Source organism: Rhodoferax sp. TH121 (assembly GCF_002251855.1).
Classification (GTDB): Bacteria; Pseudomonadota; Gammaproteobacteria; order Burkholderiales; family Burkholderiaceae_C; genus Allorhodoferax.
In genome coordinates, this window is record NZ_NOXW01000017.1 from 33,463 (window position 1) to 57,313 (window position 23,851).

Annotated in this window: 27 protein-coding genes; 7 read left to right on the plus strand and 20 right to left on the minus strand. The window is 60.8% G+C overall.

Annotation, left to right across the window (positions count from 1 at the left end; genetic code table 11):
- Window positions 1-19 precede the first annotated feature (19 nt).
- Window positions 20-1,174, plus strand: coding sequence for a metallophosphoesterase (locus CHU94_RS02685; protein WP_094476500.1), 1,155 nt, complete (start codon window positions 20-22; stop codon window positions 1,172-1,174).
- Between the two features lie 66 nt (window positions 1,175-1,240).
- Here the strand turns inward: CHU94_RS02685 and minE are convergent, their stop codons facing one another.
- From minE to minC, 3 genes are read right to left on the minus strand one after another with little or no spacing between them, the layout of a single operon-like run.
- Window positions 1,241-1,504, minus strand: coding sequence for a cell division topological specificity factor MinE (gene minE / locus CHU94_RS02690; RefSeq protein ID WP_094476503.1), 264 nt, complete (start codon window positions 1,502-1,504; stop codon window positions 1,241-1,243).
- Window positions 1,505-1,507: 3 nt separating this feature from the next.
- On the minus strand, window positions 1,508-2,323 hold the full coding sequence (gene minD / locus CHU94_RS02695) for a septum site-determining protein MinD (protein WP_094476505.1): 816 nt from the start codon (window positions 2,321-2,323) through the stop codon (window positions 1,508-1,510).
- A 37-nt stretch (window positions 2,324-2,360) separates the two neighbouring features.
- Window positions 2,361-3,140, minus strand: coding sequence for a septum site-determining protein MinC (minC, locus tag CHU94_RS02700; protein ID WP_094476507.1), 780 nt, complete (start codon window positions 3,138-3,140; stop codon window positions 2,361-2,363).
- Window positions 3,141-3,558: 418 nt separating this feature from the next.
- Here minC and CHU94_RS02705 point away from each other — a divergent pair, with 418 nt between their 5' ends.
- The 3 genes from CHU94_RS02705 to CHU94_RS02715 are packed head-to-tail and all read left to right on the plus strand — an operon-like array spanning window position 3,559 to window position 6,674.
- Window positions 3,559-4,506: an alpha/beta fold hydrolase gene (locus CHU94_RS02705; protein WP_094476509.1), complete on the plus strand. Its 948-nt coding sequence runs from the start codon at window positions 3,559-3,561 to the stop codon at window positions 4,504-4,506.
- 14 nt (window positions 4,507-4,520) lie between these two features.
- On the plus strand, window positions 4,521-6,080 hold the full coding sequence (locus tag CHU94_RS02710) for a GGDEF domain-containing protein (protein ID WP_094476511.1): 1,560 nt from the start codon (window positions 4,521-4,523) through the stop codon (window positions 6,078-6,080).
- Between the two features lie 15 nt (window positions 6,081-6,095).
- Window positions 6,096-6,674 (plus strand): NnrU family protein, encoded by a 579-nt coding sequence (locus CHU94_RS02715; RefSeq protein ID WP_094476513.1) that lies wholly within the window; start codon window positions 6,096-6,098, stop codon window positions 6,672-6,674.
- Between the two features lie 7 nt (window positions 6,675-6,681).
- Here CHU94_RS02715 and CHU94_RS02720 read toward each other — a convergent pair whose 3' ends face one another.
- A complete protein-coding gene (locus CHU94_RS02720; protein ID WP_176451904.1) occupies window positions 6,682-6,891 on the minus strand; it encodes a DUF2788 domain-containing protein in 210 nt (69 codons plus the stop codon).
- A complete protein-coding gene (locus CHU94_RS02725) occupies window positions 6,891-7,736 on the minus strand; it encodes a DUF2189 domain-containing protein (RefSeq protein WP_094476517.1) in 846 nt (281 codons plus the stop codon). The genes CHU94_RS02720 and CHU94_RS02725 overlap by 1 nt, the downstream gene beginning before the upstream one ends.
- 106 nt (window positions 7,737-7,842) lie before the next feature.
- Here CHU94_RS02725 and CHU94_RS02730 point away from each other — a divergent pair, with 106 nt between their 5' ends.
- Window positions 7,843-8,208 (plus strand): glutaredoxin domain-containing protein, encoded by a 366-nt coding sequence (locus CHU94_RS02730; RefSeq protein ID WP_094476519.1) that lies wholly within the window; start codon window positions 7,843-7,845, stop codon window positions 8,206-8,208.
- A gap of 2 nt (window positions 8,209-8,210) precedes the next feature.
- Here CHU94_RS02730 and CHU94_RS02735 read toward each other — a convergent pair whose 3' ends face one another.
- A complete protein-coding gene (locus tag CHU94_RS02735; protein ID WP_094476521.1) occupies window positions 8,211-8,693 on the minus strand; it encodes a Spy/CpxP family protein refolding chaperone in 483 nt (160 codons plus the stop codon).
- Window positions 8,694-8,841: 148 nt separating this feature from the next.
- Between CHU94_RS02735 and CHU94_RS02740 the strand changes: the two genes are divergently transcribed.
- Window positions 8,842-9,798, plus strand: coding sequence for a recombination-associated protein RdgC (locus tag CHU94_RS02740; protein ID WP_094476523.1), 957 nt, complete (start codon window positions 8,842-8,844; stop codon window positions 9,796-9,798).
- 24 nt (window positions 9,799-9,822) lie between these two features.
- A complete protein-coding gene (locus tag CHU94_RS02745; RefSeq protein ID WP_094476525.1) occupies window positions 9,823-10,713 on the plus strand; it encodes a dienelactone hydrolase family protein in 891 nt (296 codons plus the stop codon).
- A gap of 11 nt (window positions 10,714-10,724) precedes the next feature.
- Here the strand turns inward: CHU94_RS02745 and CHU94_RS02750 are convergent, their stop codons facing one another.
- The 14 genes from CHU94_RS02750 to CHU94_RS18975 all read right to left on the minus strand — a co-directional run bounded on the left by CHU94_RS02750 (window position 10,725) and on the right by CHU94_RS18975 (window position 23,825).
- Complete coding sequence (locus CHU94_RS02750) at window positions 10,725-11,222, minus strand: glycine zipper domain-containing protein (RefSeq protein WP_255033794.1); 498 nt, start codon at window positions 11,220-11,222, stop codon at window positions 10,725-10,727.
- 122 nt (window positions 11,223-11,344) lie between these two features.
- Window positions 11,345-12,094 (minus strand): aspartate/glutamate racemase family protein, encoded by a 750-nt coding sequence (locus CHU94_RS02755; RefSeq protein WP_094476529.1) that lies wholly within the window; start codon window positions 12,092-12,094, stop codon window positions 11,345-11,347.
- An 8-nt stretch (window positions 12,095-12,102) separates the two neighbouring features.
- On the minus strand, window positions 12,103-12,816 hold the full coding sequence (locus tag CHU94_RS02760) for a GntR family transcriptional regulator (protein ID WP_094476531.1): 714 nt from the start codon (window positions 12,814-12,816) through the stop codon (window positions 12,103-12,105).
- On the minus strand, window positions 12,813-13,700 hold the full coding sequence (locus tag CHU94_RS02765) for an ABC transporter permease (protein WP_094476533.1): 888 nt from the start codon (window positions 13,698-13,700) through the stop codon (window positions 12,813-12,815). The genes CHU94_RS02760 and CHU94_RS02765 overlap by 4 nt, the downstream gene beginning before the upstream one ends.
- Entirely contained in the window at window positions 13,697-14,617 is a 921-nt protein-coding gene (locus CHU94_RS02770; RefSeq protein ID WP_094476535.1) for an ABC transporter permease, read from the minus strand. Before CHU94_RS02770 ends, CHU94_RS02765 begins: the two co-directional genes overlap by 4 nt.
- 160 nt (window positions 14,618-14,777) lie before the next feature.
- A complete protein-coding gene (locus CHU94_RS02775) occupies window positions 14,778-16,058 on the minus strand; it encodes a PotD/PotF family extracellular solute-binding protein (protein ID WP_094476537.1) in 1,281 nt (426 codons plus the stop codon).
- An 85-nt stretch (window positions 16,059-16,143) separates the two neighbouring features.
- Window positions 16,144-17,184, minus strand: coding sequence for an ABC transporter ATP-binding protein (locus CHU94_RS02780; RefSeq protein ID WP_094476539.1), 1,041 nt, complete (start codon window positions 17,182-17,184; stop codon window positions 16,144-16,146).
- A 214-nt stretch (window positions 17,185-17,398) separates the two neighbouring features.
- Window positions 17,399-17,590 carry a DUF2892 domain-containing protein gene (locus tag CHU94_RS02785; RefSeq protein ID WP_094476541.1) on the minus strand — a complete coding sequence of 64 codons (192 nt, stop codon included), beginning with the start codon at window positions 17,588-17,590 and terminating at the stop codon, window positions 17,399-17,401.
- A 66-nt stretch (window positions 17,591-17,656) separates the two neighbouring features.
- Window positions 17,657-18,325, minus strand: a complete 669-nt coding sequence (locus tag CHU94_RS02790; protein WP_176451905.1) for a Crp/Fnr family transcriptional regulator — start codon at window positions 18,323-18,325, stop codon at window positions 17,657-17,659.
- A gap of 52 nt (window positions 18,326-18,377) precedes the next feature.
- Window positions 18,378-19,670, minus strand: coding sequence for a biosynthetic peptidoglycan transglycosylase (locus CHU94_RS02795; protein WP_094476545.1), 1,293 nt, complete (start codon window positions 19,668-19,670; stop codon window positions 18,378-18,380).
- 29 nt (window positions 19,671-19,699) lie between these two features.
- The gene (locus tag CHU94_RS02800) at window positions 19,700-20,251 is read right to left on the minus strand and encodes a hypothetical protein (protein WP_094476547.1); all 552 of its coding nucleotides are present in this window, start codon (window positions 20,249-20,251) and stop codon (window positions 19,700-19,702) included.
- Complete coding sequence (xrtQ, locus tag CHU94_RS02805) at window positions 20,248-21,093, minus strand: exosortase Q (RefSeq protein ID WP_255033777.1); 846 nt, start codon at window positions 21,091-21,093, stop codon at window positions 20,248-20,250. Before xrtQ ends, CHU94_RS02800 begins: the two co-directional genes overlap by 4 nt.
- A 2-nt stretch (window positions 21,094-21,095) precedes the next feature.
- A complete protein-coding gene (locus CHU94_RS02810) occupies window positions 21,096-23,201 on the minus strand; it encodes a VIT domain-containing protein (protein ID WP_094476551.1) in 2,106 nt (701 codons plus the stop codon).
- Between the two features lie 144 nt (window positions 23,202-23,345).
- Complete coding sequence (locus CHU94_RS18975; RefSeq protein ID WP_141211368.1) at window positions 23,346-23,825, minus strand: hypothetical protein; 480 nt, start codon at window positions 23,823-23,825, stop codon at window positions 23,346-23,348.
- Window positions 23,826-23,851 lie beyond the last annotated feature (26 nt).

Sequence of the window (23,851 nt, forward strand, 5' to 3'; positions counted from 1 at the left end):
GCTAAACGCGGCGCACACCATGGCAATTGCCCCGGTTACCCTGATCTCCCTGCTCTTTCATGGATTGATTGCCTGGCGTTTGTTGCCAGATTTGCCTTCCAGCCTGGGGCTCTTCATGGGTGGGCTGCTGCTACTGTCGGCCCTGCTGGTTCCCAAGGGTTTGATGGGGCGCGGCGCCCAAGCTGGGGTGTGGAATGCGGCGCTGGTGTGGGCAGGCTTGCTCTGCATGGGTGGGTTTTCTTCGCTGCTGGTACTCACCCTGCTGCGGGATGGGATGTTGTTTCTGGCCTGGGGGGCCCACACAGCAGGGTTGGTGCTGGACTTGGCAGCCCTGCGCCACCACAGTGCACTGGCAGTGCCCTTGCTTGCTCTGCTCATGACCGTGCTGGGTTTCTGGAACGCCCGCCGCACTGCAACAGTGGTGCGGGTGGATGTGCCGATTGCCAACCTGCCCATGGCGCTGCACGGATTCACCATGGCGCAAATCAGTGACATCCATGTCGGCCCCACCATCAAGACACACTACCTGCAGCGCATCGTGAACCGGGTGAACAGCCTGGGTGCTCACATGGTGGCCATCACGGGCGATTTGGTCGACGGCAGCGTGCATGAGCTGGGTCAGCACATTGCACCCCTGGCACAACTGCAATCCACACACGGCACCTTTTTTGTCACCGGCAACCACGAGTACTACTCAGGCGCACACAGCTGGATCAAAGCTTTGCGCGCTCTCGGTATCCGGGTGCTGATGAATGAACATGTGGTGATCCACCACAGCCATGATTCACAAGACGCGCAACGCGCCATGGTCGTGGTGGCCGGGATTGCCGACTACAGCGCCCACCACTTTGATGAGAGCCACCGCAGCGACCCCCATGCAGCCCTGGACCAGGCACCTGAACAAGCGCTTTTCAAGCTCTTGCTGGCCCACCAACCGCGCAGTGCGGCAGTGGCAGAACAGGCAGGATTTGATTTGCAGTTGTCAGGCCACACGCACGGCGGCCAGTTTTGGCCTTGGGGCTACTTTGTGCGTTTTCAGCAGCCCTTCACAGCGGGCCTGCACAGGCTGGGCACACTGTGGGTGTACACCAGCCGGGGCACTGGTTACTGGGGCCCACCCAAGCGCTTTGGTGCCCCGTCCGAGATCACGCTGCTGCGCCTTGTTGCGGCTTGAGTTGAAGCCAAATTGGCCTCTAGACGCCGTAAATACTGCGCTAATAGCTACTAAAACAATAGCAAATTAACGCGCGTCCGGCAGTTCGATCTTGACCTCCAAGGTCTCCAGGTTGTCTTGGCGACCCTGGATGACCTTGATGTCCGAGGGATTGATCTTGACGTATTTGCTGATCACGGCCACCAGCTCACGCTGCAGCTCCATCAGCTTCTCGGGTTGCAGGGCGTTGCGTCCTGAACGCTCGTGGGCCAGAAGAATGGACAAGCGTTCTTTGGCAACGCTGGCCGTACTCTTCTTTTCACCCAGAAAAAAGGACAGTAAAGAAGCCATGGCTTATTTGCCTCCAAACAGACGCTTGAGCAAGCCCTGCTTGGGGGCTTCGGTAAAGCGCATGGGTTTGTCAGTTCCGAGGAAACGCTCGATCACATCCTTGTAAGCCTCAGACACATCGCTGCCCTGCATGTGTACCGCAGGCACACCTTGGTTGGACGCCTGCAACACCGACTCGCTTTCGGGAATCACCCCGATCAACTTGATGCGCAGAATGTCCTGGATGTCTTCCAGCGATAGCATCTGGCCCTGATCAACCCGGGCAGGGTTGTAGCGCGTGATCAGCAGGTGTTCCTTGACGGGCTCAGCGCCGGTCATGGCGCGTTTGGTCTTGCTGGCCAGCATGCCCAGAATGCGGTCCGAGTCACGTACGCTGGACACCTCGGGGTTAGTCACGACCAAAGCTTCGTCCGCAAAGTGCATGGCCATCAGGGCACCGGTTTCAATGCCGGCGGGGGAGTCACACACGATGAACTCAAAGTCCATGGCCGACAGGTCGGCCAGTACTTTTTCCACACCGTCTTGGGTCAGCGCATCCTTGTCACGCGTTTGCGAGGCGGCCAGCACGTACAGGTTGTCGCACTGCTTGTCCTTGATGAGGGCCTGGTTCAGATTGGCTTCACCCTGGATGACATTGATGAGGTCGTACACCACACGGCGTTCGCAGCCCATGATCAGGTCTAGGTTGCGCAGGCCCACATCAAAATCGATGACGGCCGTTTTGTGACCACGCAGGGCCAAGCCAGTTGCAAAGCTGGCGCTGGTGGTGGTCTTGCCCACACCGCCCTTGCCAGAGGTAACCACGATGATTTTTGCCATGGGTGAAATGCTTTCGGGATAAAAGTTTGAAATGGGCTCAGGCCTTGAGCGGCTCTATGAGCAGTTTTTCCTGTCCATCGCTGCTCAGCCGCACCTGGGCCGCCTTGCCCTGCACTTCTTTGGGAAATGCGTTTTCACTGGTGCGGTACACGCCTGCGATGGATACCAACTCGGGTTCCAGGCACAAGGAAAAAATGCGTGCCTGGGTGTTGCCACGCGCACCAGCCATGGCTTTGCCACGCAGCGGTGCATACACGTGAATATTGCCATCGGCTGCAATCTCGGCGCCTTGGTTGACCATGGCTAACACCACCAAATCACCACCGCGCGCATAGACCTTTTGCCCCGAACGCAAAGGCTTGTCGATGACCAAGGTGGCAGGCCCGGGTACCTCACGCACTACCTCCTTGACCACTTCCTGCACGGCCACAGGAGCTGGTGCCTCGGCCTGCCGAACCCGGACAAGCTCGGGTGGGGCTTCGACCAAACCTACTGCCAAGGCTGCAGCAGTCCACGCCGCGCTGGCGCCGCGCACAGCAACCGGAATCAGGTTGCAAGAGCGCAAAACCTTGAGCAAAGGCACCATGTCTTGCACGGGTGTGTCAGCAGGCAGCTGAGAGAAGTCAATGACCAAGCCATCGTGGTCAAAAAAATCGGCACTTTCGCTTCCCTGTCCGTATTGCTGCTGCAACTCGGCAGCCACCTGGTCCCAATTGTCCGATTTCAAAAGCAAAGCCACCAAAGGAAGCTGCGCGCTTTTGATTTCGAAGCTCGTGGGCTTGGAAATAGGGGCTGAACCTGCGGAAGGAGCTGGCATGAAGGCGGTTTTTGGGAAGGGAGAAACGAAAGCTGGCAAATCTTACTTGATTGACAGGCCTGATTCGGCGCTTTGCTGCCTGGCTTTTGCAGATGTTCACAACTTTTTTTGGATTAGAAATACTGGTGTACTTTTCAGGAAAAGAAGTCTGCTGCTATTTAACTAAATTCATTATTTCAAGATAGTAGTAGTAGCTAAGCAAAGCCTGTTTGTGTGGACAACCCTTTTTTTCTTATAAAAATCAAATACTTAGATTGTGTGAACCCATGTGGGCGACTGCGCTTTGGTTTTGCTACCGGATTGGGGGTAACTTGGTTTTTCTCAAAAAATCTGTGGATAACTTGCCGTTTGTTAGAAATTTATGCACAGGGTTATTAGCAGTCGCTGGAGTGGTTACGAAAGAGTACAGTCGGTCCCCATGAAATACCTTTTGCGTTTGCTGTTGGTGGTCTGTGTCAGCTGCGTTGTGTTTTTTGTCGCGGGTGTGGTGGCGACCTGGGCACCAGACCGCAGTGTCGACAAACTGGCCGCACGTTGGGCCCTACCCCCTTCAAGCTGGCTGAACGTGGGTGGAATGCGGGTGCATGTGCGGGACGAAGGGCCGCGTAGCGACTCCCGTCCCATCGTGTTGTTGCATGGCACTTCTGCGAGTTTGCATACCTGGGATGGCTGGACAGCCGCATTGCAAGGCCAGCGCCGAGTCATCCGTTTTGACCTGCCCGGCTTTGGCCTGACGGGGCCGCACCCAGCCAATGATTATTCGATGGCAGCCTACGTGCAGTTTGTGATCCAGATGCTGGATGCCCTGGGAGTACAAACCTTTGTCCTGGCCGGCAATTCACTGGGTGGCCAGATTGCTTGGGCCACAGCGGTAGCCCAGCCCCGGCGGGTGAGCCAGTTGATTCTGGTGGATTCCGCTGGTTACCCTTTGGAGTCGCAATCAGTGCCGATCGGTTTTCAGATGGCCCGTTGGCCCGTGGTGCGGGATGTGATGGAGTACGTGCTGCCGCGCGGTGTGGTCCAAAGCAGTTTGCGCAATGTCTATGGAGACCCCGGCAAGGTAAGCCCCGACTTGGTGGATCGTTACTACGAACTGGCGCTGCGCACGGGCAACCGTGCAGCCCTGCGTTACCGGTTTGAGCAAAGTGTGTCAGGTGACACAGAAGCCCTCAAAACCCTCAAAATACCCAGCTTGGTGATCTGGGGCGCACAAGACCGGTTGATTCCACTGGAGAATGCCCACAAGTTTGTGCGCGATGTGCCAAACGCCCGTTTGGTGGTGTTTGACGATCTGGGGCACGTGCCCCACGAAGAAGATCCCCGGCGCACGGTGGATGCTGTACGTGCTTTTTTGAACATTGTGTAGAACCCTGTGCTGCCATGGCTGACAAAAAACCTTTTGAAATTGCCCGCGAAACACTCAAGCAACTGACGGCGCGCAAGCTGGTTCCCACCCCTGCCAATTACCTCTCCATCTACAACGAGATCGCAGGCATTCCCCATGTGCCGCATTTTCCAGCCGACATCCTGCGTGAGATCTCGCAGTCCTTGCCAGTCAAGACACCGGGTCAACAAAAACAGAAGGGTCTGCTTGACTACTCCATCGACCGCCTGAGTTGGGAAGGGGTGAAGTCCGCACTGGTGGCTTATGGTGGTTTTGTACCTGTCAACACCCCGGAGCCTGCGCCGGGCCATGGTGCGGCAACTCCGGCAGCGGAATCCGCGGCCACCAGTGTTGCGCCAGCAGCGCTGACGACCGAGTTTTTGGCACAGATCGGCAAGCTGATCGAATATGCCCAGCCCGCGCTGGGCAATGACGATGTGCGCTTCAACGAGCAGACCGACACTTTGATCAAAGCCTTGCGCCAGCCGGGTACGGATGTCGCCACCGCCAAACTCATGTTGGTGAACTACAGCCACCGCCTATCCTTTGCGGCCGAGGACCAGGCGGAAGTGCGAAGCACCTTGCTCAAGCTCTTGCATCTGGTGTTCGAGAATATTGGCGAGCTCAGTCTCGAAGAGCAGTGGCTCAAAGGTCAGATGGATGCACTGATGGAAGCATCCACGCCACCCCTGACACTGCGTCGCCTGGACGATGTGGAACGTCGCCTTAAGGATGTCATCTTCAAGCAAAAAGACGCCAAGGAAAGAACCCTGCAAGCGCAAAACGAGATGCGCAGCATGTTGGCCACGTTTGTGGAGCGTCTTTCGCAAATGACCCAATCCACAGGGACTTTCCAGCAGAAGCTGGAGGAAAGCGCCAAGCTGATTGAGCAGGCCAAATCGATTGCCGAGATTGCCCCGGTGCTCAAAGACGTGGTGGGGACCACACGTGCCATGGCCCAAGAGAGCCAAACCTCGCGAGAGCAGCTACAAAGCATGCGCGAACGTGCGACTGAAACCGATGCCCAGCTGGCACGCCTGCACCAGGAGCTGGACCGGGTGAGTACCCAGGCCCGCCACGATCCATTGACCGGCGCCCTGAACCGAAAAGGACTGGACGAAGCGCTGAACCGCGAAGTATCAAATGTGCGGCGCAAAGATACGCCGCTCAGCATGGCCCTGCTGGACATCGACAACTTCAAAAAGCTCAATGACACCATGGGCCATGCCACGGGTGATGAAGCGCTGACCCATCTCGCCAAGGTGGCACGTGAATGCATGCGGCCACAGGACACCTTGGCACGTTATGGTGGTGAAGAATTTGTCATCCTTCTACCAGATACGCCTCTGGACAAGGGCATTGAAGCCATGACCCGCTTGCAGCGGGAATTGACCAAAAAGTTCTTCCTTGCTGGTACCGAGAAGGTGTTGATCACCTTCAGTGCCGGGGTCGCCCAACTCGTGGCCAACGAAGAGCCTTCCGACGCCATCAAACGCGCCGATCAGGCCATGTACCTCGCCAAACGCGCTGGCAAAAACAGGGTGCTGGGCGCCTGACCAGGAGACACAACCATGGCGTATCTGCTTGCCGGCCTGCTCATTTTTCTGGGCCTACATTCCATCCGCATCGTGGCGGAGAGCACCCGCACACGCCTGCGCACTGTGTGGGGAGAGAACACCTACAAGGGTTTCTACACCGTACTTTCCTTGCTGGGTTTTGGGCTGATCGTCTGGGGCTTTGGGCTTGCACGTGAAACTCCTGCTGTGCTGTGGACGCCGCCCACCGGCATGCGCCACCTGGCTGCTTTGCTCACCTTGCCAGCGTTCTTTTTTCTGGCCGCTGCGTATGTACCAGGCAATGCCATCAAGGCACGTGTGCACCACCCCATGGTGTTGTCCGTCAAAACCTGGGCATTGGCCCATTTGCTGGCCACGGGAACCGTGGCCCACGTCCTGCTTTTTGGCAGCTTTCTGCTATGGGCAGTCTTGTGTTTTGTGGCTTCGCGCCGACGGGACCGGTTGCAGGCTGTGGTGTATGCGCCAGGCACTCTGCCCGGCACCTTGGCCACGGTGGTGCTGGGCGTTTTGGGCTGGGCCTTGTTTGCCTTTTACCTGCATGGCGTGCTGATTGGCATCCGCCCACTGGGCTAAGTTTGGTTCAAGACGTTAGCAGCCACTGGATGACAAACTTGGCGGCAAAGCCCACCATGCCAAAGGCCAGGCCCAAAAACAGCACAAAGGTCCCGAATTTCCCGGCTTTTGATTCCCAGGCCAGTTGCCCAATGATGAACAGCATGTAGAGCATGAAGCCGCCCACGCCGAAGCTCAGGCCAAAGCTGGCAATTTGCTCTTCAGAGAACCCGAACATCAGCGTTGGCCCTGCGGAATGTAGGGCTCGGAATAGGCTTCACGTGCTGGCAGTGCAGAGGCATCCACCAAGTCACGGTAGGCATGCCAGCTGGCATGGCCCAGCATGGGGATCACGGGGATCAGACCCAGCAGCAGCGAGCCCAGGCCCAGCAGCGTAAAACCCATGATCAACGCTGCCCAAAACGCCATGGGCACCGGGTTGGCCAGCACCGTGCGCCAACTGGTCAATACCGCTTGCAGCAAGGAAATGCGACGGTCCAGCAGCAAGGGCATGGAGACGACGCTGGAGGCGAACATGGGAGCAGCCATCACACCACCCAGTGCCAGCCACAGTTCAAACAACCAGCTGTCCTGTGCCAACATCACGTGGTGTACAAACTCCAGCGGCGTGTTGATGGGGACAGGTGCCAACAAGGTGATCAGGGCCGCCGAGGTCAGGACCCAGCCGGTTGCAGCCAAAGCCAGCAACGCTCCAAACTGCACCATGCACCAATAGTCGTTGCCCCACTTGTTGAAATGGCTGTTTTGCCAGTTCAGCCAAGTCTTGAAGACCACGCCCCAGTCTGCAGTTTCCTTGCGCTCCAGCGCACGGCTCAGCGCGTAGAGGCTGGTCGCGAGCACCGGTGCCACAACCAAAAAACCTGACAAGGCGCCCGCCAACAACCAGAACCGGTGGTGTGCCACTGCCACAATGCCTGCGCCAAATACCGCCAGCGCAATACCATGGGCAAAGCTGGACCAACCAGCACGCGCCATGTCACGCCAGGCCAGCGCCAGCCATGCCATGGGGCGCATCAAGCCTATGGTGCGAACAAGGGGGGGAGTGAAAGCGGAAGAAGGCATGCGGTAGGTGGGGTCTCAGTGTAGGTGGCTAGCATGGCGCAGATATTGATATCCATCAAGCACCTGTACCAACCCCATAATCCGGCGCCAACGCCCAGGAGACCCCATGTCCCGTCCCGTCCTCGATGAATCCCGCATACATCCTGCTGTGCGTGCGCGCATTGCGACCCACCATGCCGACATCGTGCAAGAGGTGCAAGCAGCCGTGGCGCGCAATGCCGTGGTGGTGGTGGGCATGGGCCTGAACCCCATGCCCAAAAAAGCGCGCGCCGCGTTGGACGCGGCGCGGGTTCCCTATACCTACCTGGAGTACGGCAATTACTTCAACGAATGGCGTCGCCGCAATGCTTTGAAAATGTGGACCGGCTGGCCCACATTTCCCATGGTGTTTGTCAAAGGCACCCTGGTAGGCGGCGCTAGTGACGTGCAGGCCCTGATTGCCAGCGGCGAACTCAAGACCTTGCTGGCCTGAACTTAGTGGTGCTTGCTGCCACGGTGGCCGCCTTTGCGGCTGTGCTCGGCGTCAAACAGCTTTTTCTGCTCGGGGCTCAAGGTTGCATACAGCGCTTTGGTTGCGTCATCACGCTTGGCCATGGCGGCTTGCATATCACCCATGTGTTGGGTGCGCAGGGCGCGCATTTTGTCCAGGCGCTCTGGCGTGCTCAGTTTCTCCAGCTCGGCACGGTCAGGGCGTTGCTGGGCGTCGCGTGCCGGTGGCTTCATGGCTGTGGTGAAGGCCGTCCAGGCACCTTCTTGGGCCGGGGTAATCTTCAGTTTGGCCTTCAGGTCTGCATTGCGCTTGGCGTGCATTTCTTCCATCTTGGCAGGGTCCATGCGGCGGTGTTCGGCACGTGGTTTGCCATCCATCATCGCACCCTCATTTTTGTAGGCAAAAGCAGAAACACCGGCACCGGCCAGCAGGGAAGCAATGATCAGAGATTTGAACGGGGTCTTCATGGGGAGCTCCTTAGGTCTTGAACCCGCAGCGGAATCGCCATCAGGTTGAGAGTTAGTGTGCTGCGCGCATGTAACGCTGGCGATTGCGGCCGGATAAAGGTTTGTAAAGTTGCATCACAATGCCCGGTTCTGCAAGAAAAGGGTAAACGTGTTCAAAAACATGATGGTGTACCGCTTGGTGTCGGCCTGGTCGACCACACAAGCGCAATTGGAAGACGCGCTGGACAGCGCGCGGTTTGTGGAATGTGGCGCTAGCCAGGAGAAGTCGGTGGGTTGGACCGAACCACGCGGCCAGGCCCATGGGCCGCTGGTAGAGATCGTGGGTGGCCAGTGGCTGCTCAAGCTGATGATCGAGGTCAAGACCGTGCCGGGCTCGGTGGTCAAACGCAAGGTACAGGAACAACTCCAACACATCGAAGCCACCACCGGCCGCAAGCCCGGCAAGAAAGAGGCGCGCGAGATCCGTGATGACGCCAAACTGGCACTGCTGCCCATGGCGTTTACCAAGCAGTCCAGCGTGTTGGTGTGGATCGACCCCAAAGCCGGCCGCTTGGTGTTGGACGCAGGCAGCCAATCCAAGGCCGATGAAGTGATGACTGCCTTGATCAAGGCCGTGGATGGACTGGCCGTCCAGCTGGTCAATACCCAGCTGTCGCCTGCCATGGCCATGGCGCACTGGCTGGGCACGCAGGAAGCCCCGACCGACTTCAGCGTGGACCGCGAATGTGAACTCAAGGCAGCGGATGAATCCAAGGCCGTGGTGCGCTACACCCGCCATGCGCTGGACACCGACGAGGTAGCTCAGCACATAGCGCTGGGAAAAATGCCCACCCGCCTGGCCATGACCTGGAACGAACGTGTGTCCTTTGTGCTGACCGAGGCACTGCAGATCAAAAAGATCGCGTTTCTGGACACCGTCTTCGAAGAAGCCGCCAAAGCGGCAGGAGACGGCAAGGATGACAACTTTGACGCCGACGTGGCCATTGCGACGGGTGAGCTGGTGCAGCTGATCCCGGATTTGCTGGAAGCGTTGGGGGGTGAGGTGGCCTTAGGCGAAAACCCTGCATCCAGTCCTGTTAATACAAACACGGACGCAAGGGGCTAAGCTGAATCTTTTTTGGAGGCCTCCATGCAACGCAAGACCGCACAAGACTTCGACCAAGAGCTGCTGATCCTGTTTGATGCCTATGTGCATGGTCTGGTGGACCGGCGTGGTTTCCTCGAGAAAGCCCAGAAATTTGCCGTCGGCGGCGCCACTGCCGTCGGCTTGTTGGCGGCCCTGAGTCCCAATTTCGCCATGGGCCAAGTGGTGCCCAAAGATGATGCGCGCATCAGCAGCCGTTTGGTGGATATTCCATCCCCTGCCGGTTACGGCAACATCAAGGGTTATGTGGTCCAACCCGCCAAATCGGACGGCAAACTCCCCGCCATTCTGGTGGTGCACGAAAACCGGGGCCTCAACCCTCACATCGAAGACATTGCGCGTCGCCTGGCGCTGGAGGGCTATCTGGTGCTAGCCCCCGATGCCCTCACCCCTCTGGGTGGTTACCCAGGGGATGAGGACAAGGCCCGCACCCTCTTTGCCCAGCTGGACCAGACCAAAACCCGCGAAGACTTTGTGGCGGCGGCAGGTTGGCTGCAAACCCTCCCACAAGGCAACGGAAAACTTGGTACCGTCGGTTTTTGTTATGGGGGTGGCATGGCCCACTTCCTCTCTACCCGCCTGCCCAATCTGGCGGCGGCTGTACCCTTTTACGGCAACCATCCGGCGCCTGAGGAAGCCGCCAAAGTCAAGGCGCCGCTGCTTATCCATTTTGCTGCCGTGGACGAACGTATCAACGCGGCGTGGCCCGCCTATGAAGCCGCCCTCAAGGCTGCTGGTGCCCGCTACACGGCCCACCTGTACCCGGGCACCCAACACGGCTTCAACAACGACACCACACCACGTTTTGATGCGGCCGCGGCCAAACTGGCCTGGGACCGCACACTGGCCTTTTTTGCCCAGACTTTGCGCGGATAGTTCGGACTTACTCAGTCGTCGTAGCGGTCATGCCCACGGCCGTGGTGGTGGCCGTGTCCTTTGCCCTTGTGACGTTTGAAGCCATGGCGGTAGTCATCACCCCGGTAGCCCACGCGGTCGTAATGGGGCTTGGGTCCATAAGCCCGCGTGTGTGCATGCTGTTGGGTCACACTGCGGCCCACGCCCGCACCAGCGGCGCCACCTACCCCAGCGCCCACCACGGCCCCGGTGCGCCCGCCCACTGACTGGCCGACGGCCGCACCCGCAGCTCCACCTACAGCGCTGCCAATGACCGCACCCGTTTGGCCGGAACCACGGGTGCTGACGGCGGCCCCTGCAGCCCCACCCAATGCCCCGCCCACAACTGCGCCTTGTTTGCCACCCATGCTTTGGCCAATGGCTGCACCAGCTGCCGCACCGGCACCACCCCCCAGGAGGGGGGTCCAGTCGTCAGCGTGGGCGGTGTGCACTAGGGCCAGCAGGCCCAAAGCAGCTAAAGAAGCGCGCAAAGTCTTTGCAGAAAGGGTCGTAGTCATGCGATCAAGGGGGCTGCAGCCCATACCGCCAAACGTGGTGGTTTATGCATCCACAACGCCAGCCCACGGCGGCGGATGACCCCCCTTACATGGGATTACACCTGCAGCAACTGCTTACGTTCGCCAAGGGCAGCAAGCGCTTCGCCCACCCCTTCCCAAGCGATGGCAAAGCCATTGCGCGACAAAGCCGTTGTAGGTTGCGCCAGTGCTTGGCGCGTGCCCGCTTGCACACTGTCAATCACGGGGACGGGTACATGCGCTTGCACCGCTGCCGCCATGCCCGCCAGCCCGGCACCGCCCAACACCACCGAGCCCACGTGCCAACGCTCGGCCGCTTCGCGGCAGGCTTGTGCCAACAAGGCAATGGCCGCCTCGGGGTTGCTGGCCAGCTCTGCCCCACTCGGCACCACAGTGTGGATGCCGGCCAATGAGGGTGCATGGCCCAGTGTGAAGGCAAGTCGTTCCAACATGGGTTTCCAGCGTTCACCCCCGGTCACGATGGCGAAGGGGCCATGCAGGGAGGCCTCATGAAACGAGGCCTCGGCCAAACCTGTTACGGGTGACTGGCTGCCCTGGCGCAGGGCCAGCAGACCGGGATCGCCAAAACATCCAATCAACACAGCGTCGGGCGTTGGCGCGTCGTCCTGCAATGCGCTGGCCCACCGGTCCAGCAAAGCATGCGCAGCGACGGCGTAGCTGGCCTCACACGCAATGTAAGGAGCGCCAAACCGTGCAGTCACGGTGCGTACCTTCACCTGTGGGCCCGCCGTAGCCTGCGCATGTGATTGCAGCAGCGCACTCACATGCACCGAGGTGTTGGGATTGATGACCAGCAAATGGCGCATGCGTGGTGTCAGTGGCTCGCCGGGGGGGTACCGAACAGGGAGGCGAGATCTGGCGCGGCTTCGTCGGTGGCGGTGAAACGCAGCTGGGCTTCCAGCTGGCCCAAATGCTCTCGCATCAGGCGCGCAGCTTCGCGCGGGTCGCGCAGGCGGATGGCGTCCAGCAAGGCACGGTGCTCTTGGCAGCCACAGGATGTCGCCTCTGCACGTGCCTGCAAATGGTTGTCGCTGTAGGTCATCAGAATCAGCGAGGTGCGCGACACCAGCTCACGCAGGATACGGCCCAAGGTCTGATGGTCTGAGGCATTGGCGATATGCAGGTGAAAGTCACCCGAAAGGCGGATGGCACGGCGCATGTCACCGGTAGCACGCGCGGCCTCTTCTTCGTTGATGCACTGGGTCAGCACGGCAATGTCGTCAGCTGTGGCGCTGGCAATGAAGCATTCGATGAGGGTGGGTTCGATCATGCGGCGCACTTCGAACACCTCCCGCGCCTCTTTCTCGGTGGGCTGGGCCACCATGGCGCCTCGGTTGGGTGTGAGCGTGACGATTTGCTCGTTGGCCAAGCGCACCAAAACCGGCCGGATGCGGGTGCGCGACACCCCGAAGGCGCTGGCCAACTTTTCTTCGATGAGCTTGGTGCCTGGTGGAAGGCGGTGGTCCAGGATGGTGGCCACCATGCGCTCGTAAATCTCGTTTTCTGTCAGTGCGACAAATTCAGTCATGCGGAAGGCCGGTTGGTTGGCTTCTTGGCCAGCAGTTTGGACAGGCCCACAGCCAGCCCCATCACCAGAAACGATACCACCATGGTTACCGTGCCCAAGGCGTAGATGGAGGGCGTGGTGACCGTGGTGGTCAGACCTTGCAGCTCCAGAGGTAGCGTGTTCACGTCACCAATGGCCTGTGAGGTGCGAGCAATCTCGTCCCAGCTCAGCGTGAAGCCAAACATGCCAATGCCGACGACCGAGGGCGCAATCAGCGGCAGCACCACGTGGCGAAATCCCTGCCAGGGCGTAGCACCCAGGTCGCGGGCAGCCTCTTCATAGGCTGGGCTGAAGCGGTTGAAGATGGCAAACATGATGAGCAGGCCGAAGGGCAGCGTCCACGTTAGGTGCGCGCCCAGGGCCGAGGTGTAGATACCCAGCGCCGTGCCGTAATTCTCCAGCACGCCCTCCATGCCAAACGTCTCCAGCATCTTCTTGATGCCACTATCGAGCAACCGGAACTCCAGTCCGATGCCCAGCGACACGATGATGGACGGCATGATGAGGCTGGCCACCACGGTGAAGAACAGGATGTGGCCCCCGCGCAGCTTCTTGCGGAAGGCCAGACCGGCCAGCACCGAAAACACAATGGTCAAGGCCATGACCGTGAGGCCCAAGCCCAGCGAGCGGTAAAGCGCAGCGGCAATGTCCACCACACCCAGACCCTCGGCCAACTTGTGGAACCAGTGCAACGAGATGCCGCGCATGGGGAAAGTCAGCCCACCCTCGGGGCCCTGGAAGCTCAGAACCACGATGACCAGCATCGGGCCATAGAGAAATAGCACATAGGCCGCGAAGAACAGGGCCAGGAGCCAAAAGGCGGCGGAGCGATTTTTGGTGTTCATAGTTCTTTGCGAATGTCGACCATGCGGGTCAGGGCCCAGATGATCATGAGCACGATACTCAAGAGCACCACAGCATTGGCCGCGGCCAGCGGGAACTGCAGGTAGGAGGTCTGCACCTGAATGATCTTGCCCACCGACGCGATCTGCTGGCCACCCATCACGCCGATGGTCACAAAGTCGCCCATGACGATGGTGATGACGAAGATGGAGCCAATAATGATGCCGGTGCGGCACAGCGGCACGATGACATTCCACAGTGTCTGCCACGCGGTGGCACCACTGTCGCTGGCAGCTTCAATCAGGCTGCGGTCGATGCGCATCATGCTGTTGAAGATGGGCACAATCATGAAGGTGGTGAACAGGTGCACAAAGGCCAGCACCACCGAGAAGTCGGAAAACAGCAGCCATTCCACTGGCTTGTCGACCATGCCCATGGTGAGCAGTGCGTCATTGACCAGGCCATTGCGGCCCAGCAGCGGCACCCAGGCAATCATTCGGATCACGTTGGAGGTCCAGAACGGAATGGTGCACAGCACAAACAGCACTACTTGCACACCGCTGGATTTGACGTGAAAGGCCAGAAAGTATGACACCGTAAAGCCGATGACCAGCGTCAGCAGCCACACCAGCAGGCTGAACTTGAAGGTGGACAGGTAGGTCTTGGCGGTGACACACAAGTCGCCGTACTCATTGCGCGACAGGCAGCCGTCGAAGATGGCCACGTAGTTCTTGAAGGTGAACCCGGGCAGCATTTCGTACTGGTTGTAGTCCCAGAAACTCACCATCAGCACCAGCGCCAATGGAATCAAAAAGAAGAGCGCAAACACCGTGGTGAGCGGCAGGGCCTGCCACCAGGCCGCAAGTGTGCGACCCGGGGCAGATGCCGCCGGAAGTGAAGGTGTTGAAGGTGCGCTCATAAATGCCTATCCGTAAACCAAGGTAGTGAGGACCCGTCCAAGGCGCGCGTAGCGCCGCCCGTTCCAGAAACACCGCGGGACTGGCTTTGCCAGACCGCTGGTGTTGCCCCCTTTCAAGGGGGGAACAGGCGACACGCAGTGCGCCTGGACGGGGGTGCGGCTAGGCCGCTACAAATTCATTCCACTTTTGGACCATGTAGGCGTTTTCGTCCATCACGGCGTTCCAGCAGGCGATGCCGCCCATGCGCTGTTCGTAGCTGCCGCCGTCGCGGCTTTCGCCCTTCTTGGCCAGCACGTCGCCATTTGGGCTCTTGATGTCTTGCGTGGCAGGTTTGCCTTCCATCCAGTAGGCCCACTCGTAGGCTTCCATCTTGGCCTTGGCAGTGTCCAGCACGGCGCTGTAGTAGCCCTGGCGGTTCAGGTAGGCACCGGCCCAGCCGTCCAAGAACCAGTTGATGAACTCGTAAGCACCGTCCAGCTTTTTGCCAGACAAGGTGGTGGGCAGGCCGAAGCCGGAGGCCCAGGCGCGATAGCCTTCTTTGAGTGGCTGGAAGTTGCAAGCAATGCCCTTGGTGCGCACGGCGGTGACGGCAGGCGACCACATGGACTGGATCACCACTTCGCCAGAGGCCATCAGGTTGACGGACTCGTTGAAGTCTTTCCACAGGCTGCGGAACTGGCCGGCCTTCTTGGCTTCAATCAGGGTCTTGATTGTCAGGTCAATTTCTTTCTTGGTCATGTTGCCCTTGTCGGGGTACTTGTAGATGCCCATGGCCTCTACCACCATGGCGGCGTCCATGATGCCGATGGAGGGGATGTTCAGAATGGCGGCCTTGCCCTTGAATTCGGGGTTCAGCAACTCGGCCCACGACGAGATGGGGCGCTTGATCAGGTCAGGGCGGATGCCCAGCGTGTCGGCGTTGTACACGGTGGGAATGAGCGACATGAATTGGGTAGGTGTGGCGGAGAACTTCTTGCTCTTTTCGCCTTCCAGGTAGATCACCTTCTTGGGTGCGGTACCTTGGTCGCCGACCTTCTTGCCGCCTACTTCACCCTTGGTAAACAGCGTAGTGATCTTGTCCGCGTTTTTGATGCGTTTGGTGTCGATGCCCTTGAGGTTGCCGGTGGGCACGATGTTCTTGAGTGAGAAGTACTCGGAGTCGATCAGGTCAAAGCTGTTGGGCGCAGTGACGGCGCGCTTGGTCACGTCGTCGGTGGTCACGGCCACGTACTGGATCTTGATGCCGGTGTCTTTTTCAAACTTTTCCGCAATCGCCTTGTCTTGGTTCACCGCGGTGCCCAGGTAGCGCAGCACGATGGGGTCGGCCGAATGCACGGCGGGGAACACGCCCGCGGCCAGGATACCGGCGGTGCCTTTGAGCAGGCTGCGGCGTTGCATGGGCGCGGCAGTGGAGAGGGTGTCTTTCAGATCGTCAGCCATGGGAAAACTCCTTAGAGAGGGTCGGGAGGGGGTTAAAAACTTCTTGCGAAGACAGGGAGAACTCGGGTGCGTCGCGGCGTGCGCTTCAGGACGCCAGCGGGTGTGCAGCGGCTGGCGCCCAGCTCAGCAGCACGGTCTCGCCCACGGCGTAGGGCCGCTGGGCAAAGGTGGCTTCGGACACCATCACCGAGATCTCGGCCGTGGTGTGCGCGGTGTGGGCTACGCCGGGGTTTTGCAGGCCCAGCAGCACATAGGTGCCCTGGTACTCCACATCGGTGATGACGGCAGGCTTGGTGTGCGGGGCATCGGTGTTGGCGCTGGTGGCGGGGGTGACCTGCATCTGGTCGGTGCGCACACCAATCTTGCCGGCCGGGGTTTCCAGCACGTTGTGGCCGCCCATGAAGCGCGCCACAAACTCACTGGCGGGCTTGTTATAGACCTCGTGCGGGCTGCCCACCTGCTCGATCACGCCATGGTTCATTACCACCATGGTGTCGGCCAAGGCCATGGCCTCTTCCTGGCTGTGGGTCACGTGGATGAAGGTCAGCCCCAGCTCTTTTTGCCAGCGGCGCAGCTCGGCACGCATCTGGATGCGTAAAAACGGGTCCAGCGCGGAGAGCGGTTCGTCCAGCAGCAGTACACGCGGCTGGGTAATCAGGGCACGCGCCAGCGCCACACGCTGTTGCTGGCCACCCGACAGCTCAGCCGGCTTGCGGTCGGCCAGGTGGCCCATGGCCACGCGCTCCAGCAGATCCTGTGCCTTGGCATGGCGCGCCAGCTTGTCCACGCCTTTCATCTTCAGGCTGAAGGCCACGTTGTCCAGCGCGCTCAGGTGGGGGAACAGCGCAAAGCTCTGGAACATCATGGCCGTGCCGCGCTCGGCGGCAGGCAGGTCGGTGATGTTGCGGTTTTCCAGCAGGATGTCGCCGCCCGTGGCGGACTCGTGCCCGGCAATCATGCGCAGCGTGGTGCTCTTGCCGCAGCCCGAGGGGCCCAGCAGGCAGCAGTAGCTGCCGCTGGCAATGCGCAGGTTGATGTTGTCCACGGCAGGCTTGCCCTGGGCGTAGCGTTTGCTCAGTCCAACCAACTCAATGGCCGCGGCCTGCACGGGGGTAGTGGCGTTCATGCCAAACCCTTACGCAAAGCCTGTGCCAGCTTTGTACACAATGTTTTCGACACTTTGTGTACAAAATGCACCCGTTTTGTGCGGTGCAGCACACCAAGGCCGCAAACCGGTGCGCGCGGCTTTGGTGCAGGCAGGCGCTTGCCTGACTTTTAGGTGTCAAATTGGCCGCTAGCGCTTATGGATATTGCGCGAGCAGCTATCTATTTGATAGTGATCAGCTCTTCATCTTGCAGGTGCTGAAGCCGAAGATCGCATATGGTGGGCACCAACCCATCAGGCCGGTGGCCAGGGGCACGGCGCCCAGCCAACCCCACCAGCCCACGGTGCCGGTGGCTGCCAGGCCGACGAGAACGGCGCCAGCGCCGATACGGATGATGCGGTCAATACCGCCGACATTTGCTTTCATGGAATCACTCCTTGGTTGCTATGGAGTGATTGGACGCCTGCGGTACGCCTTTGTCTGTGACTTAAGTCACCCAGTGGTGTGGGACGCGGTAGATGCTTGCCCACCCGCCACAGCACGCAGCGCTTGGCTGTTGAGGATGTGGATATGTTCTCGCCCCAAGGTCAACCAGCCCTCCCGCTCAAAACGACGCAGCAAGCGCGTCACCATCTCGCGTACCGTGCCCAGCTCGTCGGCCAGGGTCTGGTGCGAGAGGTGCAAATCCTGTCCCCGCCCCAGCAGCGCCGCCGCCAGCCGCTGGTCCAGCTTCTGGAAGGCCACCGCATCCACCAGGCTGGTTAGCTCGGCCATGCGTTCGGCAAACAGGCCCAGCACCAGGTTGCGAAACGCAGGTACGCCCAGCCACTCTTCAAACAGCGTGGGCGGAATCATCAAGAGTGTGCAGGCCTGGGTGCTCACCCCCTGCGCACCCAGTGGCAGCCCGCGAAACAGGCTGGCACTGCTGACCAGGCACAGCTCACCGGGCCGCACCCGGTACAGCTCCAGACTGCGCCCATCCTCCGCATGGCAGGCCACCCGCACCTCCCCCGCCAGCACCAGCGGAAAGCCCTGGCACGGCGCGCCCTGCGCAAACAGCTGTGTACCGGCCGGCACCGATACAGCTTGGGCTTGCAGCGCGGTCAGCGCCGGGCCCAGCGTTTCCAGGGTGGGATACAGGGTGAGCAGGTCGGTGTGCATGGTTATGCATCATATCGGCCACCAGCGCTTATGGAATATGCGCGAGTAGCTACTATTTTGATAGTGTTGTAGAGCCGCTGATACCGGAATTCACTGGCCCCATCGCGGTGAGCTCGTTCAGCAGCCGGGCGCGCTCAGCCCGGTGTAGCGGCCGCAAGCCAGCCGCTACCCATTGCGCGCGTTCGAGGTTGATGCTGCCGCGCGCCTTCCAGCGCTGGGCTTCTAAGGCGGGGTTATGCAGCATGGCGGCCAGCCAGACGGCTTCGGCAGCGGTGAGCTGGTCGGCCCGTTTGCCAAAGTAGGTGTGGGCCGCGGCTTGCGCGCCACACACGGTGGCGCCCCAGGGTGCGTGGTTCAGGTAGAGCTGCAGGATGCGGGCCTTGCCCAATGTCTGTTCCATCTCCACTGCATAAAGCAGTTCGCGCAGTTTGCGCACGGGGGAGCGTTCGCCACCCGTGACCAGCAGCTTGGCCACTTGCTGCGAGAGCGTGCTCGCTCCCCTTAGCGTGGCGTCCTCGGCTTGGTTGCTGTGCAGGGCCTGCGTCATCTCGGCCAAGTCGTATCCTGTGTGTTCATAAAAGCGTTGGTCTTCGGCGGCCAGCACGGCGCGAGCCAGCAGGCTGTCGTTACGCACATGGGCTCGCACCATGACGGCGGGCAGGCCGCGGCTGCACTGGCTTTGGGCTTGCGCCCACGCCTCGGTGCCCAAACCTTGCACGGTCATCCCGTCCAGACGCGGTTGCACGGTGAGCGTTTTGCTGGGCAGCTCCAGTGTGGCCTTCAGCGCAAACGTGCCGTCGATCTGCGCAGTGGCGACCTCGGGGATGGCGCTGGCGAACAGCGCGTAGCCATCGGCCACCGGGGTACTGGGCACATCAATGTGCAGCGTGATGCCGGCAGGTAGCAGCGTGCCATGCCAGGTGGCTGATATCGCGCCACTCTGCAGCGTGCCGCGCAGCTCGGTGGCGTTGCGGCGCACGGTCATGCGCGCGTCTTGCAGGCGGATCGGTTCACCGCCCCAGCTGCTGCTGCGTAGCGTGCAGGGCTGGCAGTGCAGGCTGAGTTGCTGGCTGGCCTCGTCCCACGCCAGCCGCACTTGGCCCAGGCGTGTGGGCAGGGTGTGGCCGTGCAGCTGCCTTGCAATCCACGGGGTGCTGCCCCATTGCACCAATGCAGCCACACCCACGTCCATCTTCAGCGGGCCCACGCGCAGCGTGGTGGCCCAGTCGCCCGGCGCCGGGCGCACGATGGCCCGCGCCGTAAACAACAAGGCACTCAGGCCCAACATGGCCAGCACCGCAGCGATAACGAGAACCCGGGCCGTAGCCCACAGCAGTTTGCGCACAACATCATCCTTGCAAAATCACCAGAGGGTTACAGCGGAGTGGCCACGGTGATGGCCTTCCACGGGCCGGTGGACTGGCCTGCGGCAGACGCCCAGTACCAGGCGGACGTATCGGTAAAGCCTTGCCCGTGCGCGTCTTCAATGCGTTCGCATACGCGCACCGCGCGGCCACCGCGGTCGGCAATAAAGCAGCGCCAGCGGGTTTTGTTGGTGTGTTCTTCCAGCTGCTCGTTGCGGATGCGGTAGCCCAGGCCGCGGTAGCAGTCGGTGGCGGGGTGCAGCATGCGCGTGGGCTGGGTTACGGTGCGCAGCACCAGCACTTGGCGGCCATCAGTCAGGCGCGCCAGCGTGCCGGGAAAGTGGCGCGCAAAGCGCAGCTCCACCTCGCTGAGTGCCAAAGGGCGCAGCGGTGCGCCTTGCCATTCGGTGGGCAACTCCACATGAGGTGTGTCGGGGTCGCGCATGGCAACCTGCCCCGAGAGTGCCTGGGCAATGCCCCACAGCGCGCACAGCGGCAGCACAAGTGTCCACAGCGTCTTGTGCAACACGCGGTTCAGAAACCGGTTTTCCAGAAAGCTCATGATGTCGCACGCTCCAATGTGCCTGTGCGGCCCATGGCCCAGGCAATGCCACCGCACACCGTGGCCAACACCACCAGGCCCACGCCCTCATGGCCCCAGTCAGGCACAGCGGTGCCCGAGGCCTGCAGCACCACCAGCACCGTGTTGCGCAACACGTTGCCCAGCAACACCAGCACACCCACCACAGGCAGGCGCAGCAAAAAGGTCTTGTTGCTCTGGCTGGTGGCCAGTGCCACCACGCAGGCCGTGAAGTAGCCCAGCCACGCCATCTGCACACCCGAGCAAGGCGCGTCCACGATGATGAGCTGGCCGTTCACCACCAGACTGCTGCCCGTGCGCTCCACGGTGTGGGCGATGGACAGCAAGCAGCGGCTGGCCTCCGCCGTGACCACACGCAGCGGAAAGCCCGCATAAAACTGCAGAGAGGCCAGTAGCGGCAATGAGAGCACGGACAGACCCAGCACCGGTGCCGTGGCTACGCGGGCAGGCAAAAAGGCAATGAGCCCTGCAGCCACCGACAGCAGGCCGATGAGCGCCACCACCAAGTCCGGCAGCTGCTGGTGCAAGGCCGTGGTGAGCACCGCACCCGCTAGTGCGGCGGTCTGAAAGCCCAGGCGTGGTGCGGCGCGCAAGTGCCTGCGGTGCTGCCACAGCAGTCCACCCAGGGCCGCCAGGGCCAGTAGCCCCAGCGGGTCGTCCGAGCCGTCCTCCATGCGTTGGCCCATCCACCACCAGGTGGGCCACAGCGCCAGGGCCAGCAGCGCCAGCCAGCGCCATTCGGGCGCGGTGTCCAGCGCGATGCCAAAGCGCACGAAGCGGGGCATGTGCAAGAGACGGTTCACGTTCAGCTCGTGTAGTGATGCGCACGAGTTTGTGCGCGGCGGCGGCGGTGCGCCAGCATGGCCAGCACCGACAGCGTCACCAAGATCGCACCCCAGGTGGCAGGTTCGGGCGTGCTGGGCACTTCTGCACCCAGGGCCGAGTTCTCCACACCCTGTGGCAGGGGCGAGGGCTGGTTCACGCTGGTGCTATCCGCAGGCGCCTTGTTGCGTACCACCTGGTCCACGGCCAGGAAGCTGGTGTACTGGGTCAGCAGGCTGTATTTCAGGCCCAGGTCGGTAATGGCGTCTTTGGCGGCGCTTCCGCCTTCCAGGGCTTCCTGGTCGCTGAGTGCGGCAATGCGGTGGCGGGCCCACAGGTGGCGCAGGGCGGCGGTGTCGGTGTTGGCGGCGGTGATGGGCAGGCTGTTTTGCAGCGGGCCGTTGGCGGTGTTGCCTTCCACCACCAGCTTGCCCTTGGCCTCACCCTTCCATTTGCCGAACACGATCAGCGGGCGCTGGGCCAGCAGGTCGGGCAGTTGGCGGGGTTCCACGTCGTACACGTCCAGGCCTTCAAAACGCACCTTCACGTTGGTGAGCACGGGGGAGTCGATCATTTTGCGGAAGCGGGCAGCTTGTTCGGCAGCCTCGGCAGGTTTGGTGATGATGAAGGGTTCGCCCATGCCCGCACGGGCCAGGCCTTCCATAAGGTGGCGGTTCACGCTGGAGCCGATGCCGAACGAAAACACGTTGGCGTTGGAGAGGTTGTTGCGCACCAGCTCAAAGGCTTCGCGCTCCACGGTCACATAACCGTCGGTCACCACCACCACGGTGCGCGAGGTGTCGGCGTTCTTGGGCTGCGCATAGACGCGTTTGAGCGCGGGGATCAGCTCGGTGCTGCCTCCGCCACCTTGTTGGTCGATGGTGCGGATGGCCTGGTCAATGTTGGCCTTGGTGGCAGGTACTGACGTGGGGTTCAAGAAGCTGTTGCTGCCCGAAAACAGCAGCACGTTGAAGGTGTCGCTGGGGCGCAGGCCACCAATCAGCTCGCGCAACACGCCCTTGGCCGTGTCCAGCGGAAAACCGTGCATGGAGCCCGAAATGTCCACCACAAAGATGTACTCGCGCGGCGTGATGGCCGTTGCGGCCGGTGCCTTGGGCGGCTCCACCATGGCCAGGAAGAAGTTCTCGTCCTGGCCCTTGTAGAGCATCACGCCCGTCTCGATCTTGTCGCCCGCCAGGCGGTAGTTCAGGATGAAGTCGCGGTTGTTGGTCGGCTCGGCCGTGGGGTTCAGGCCCACCACGGTGGCGCCGCCCTGCTCGGTGTAGCTGCTGATGGTGTGCGAGCTGGAGCGCACCTCTTTCACGCCAATGGGCGTGTTCAGCGTTACGTGGATATCAAATGCTGGTGTGGCTGCGCTGGTGGGCGTGTTCTGGCCTTGGGGCAGGATGGGCTGGGTCACCCAGGTGGCGTTGGCCTGGCTGCTCTGCGGGCTGTTGTAGCGCGGGCCCACCACGGTGGGGAAGACGAACTGGTAATTGCCATCCGTGGGCAGCAGCAGTTCGGTGTAGCGGAGCTCCACTTTCACGTCGTCGCCGGGCATGATGTTGGCCACGTTCATCTGGAACACATTGGGCAGGTGCTGCTCCAGCAGCGCGGCGGTTTTACCCTCTTGCTTGGCCGCGTCGTATTCGATCTTGGCCTGCTGCTTCTCGCGGATCTTGGCGGTGATCAGGCGGTCCGCCAGACGCACGTTCATGCCGTGCACCGCGGCGCGCGTGGAGCCGGGGAACACGTACTTGGCCTCGATGGCGCGCTGGCCTTCGTTCTTGTAGGTTTGCACCACGGTCACGTCGGCAATCACGCCGCTGACCTTCACATTCACTTGGGTGGACTTGAGCGGCAACTGGTCCACGCCAGGGTTGTCGCTTTTGACGAAGAAGTAGGGGCTCTCGGTCTTCTCGCGAGGTGCGGCATCGCGGTCTTGCGCGTGGGCCGGCGGGCTGATGGCCAGCGCTACAAAGCAGGCGGCAGACAGCGTGGTGGTGGCGAGCCAGAGCCAGCGTGATAGGCGCGCGGGAGGCTCGGTGTCGGCGGCGTTGGGGGCCGGGTGGGTAGCAACAAGTGCCATGGGGCTTCTCCATTCGGCGTGCGGTATTGCACGGTGAAGAGAGCATCCCGCCGAGGGGAGAAGTCAGTTTGAAGCGGCTAGGGGCTTGTGTGAAGTCTGTGTGAAAACGGGGTGAAGAGATTTATCCCGGGCTTGCGCAGCGATTCATTCCTGCGTTGGGGGCTGTTGTGAGTGCATTGGTCGAGTGGGTTGAAAGTTATCTACCTCGTCAACTACTTTGCTTGGCGCGTAATGCATGGACAAGGCGGCAAAGCATATTGAAATAACCCACAAAACAGCCCCATTGTCGAGACCTGTACCCTCTCCCAATGAGCCGCCCGCAGCGCCACACAGACGTGGCCAAAAGAGTGCTGTCGCAGCAATGGCCGCCGCGGTATATGGAATCCAAGCGCCGCCAACGCGACGGTTTTTAATGAACGAAACCACTGCAAGCACCAGTAGCCCGTTGCAGAACCAAGTGGGTGTGAAAGCCAGCAAACCCATAAAGCCGATGACTAGTACGGTAAGTCCGTCAAACGGAACACCACCATTGGCGCATTTCCACACTGGCTGAAACAAAGAAAGGCCAAATAGCAGCGCTGATGCGGCCAGCGCAAGCGATTGCCATAGATTTCGTTTTTGCATGTTCTTGTCACCTCCCCGCGGTCGTT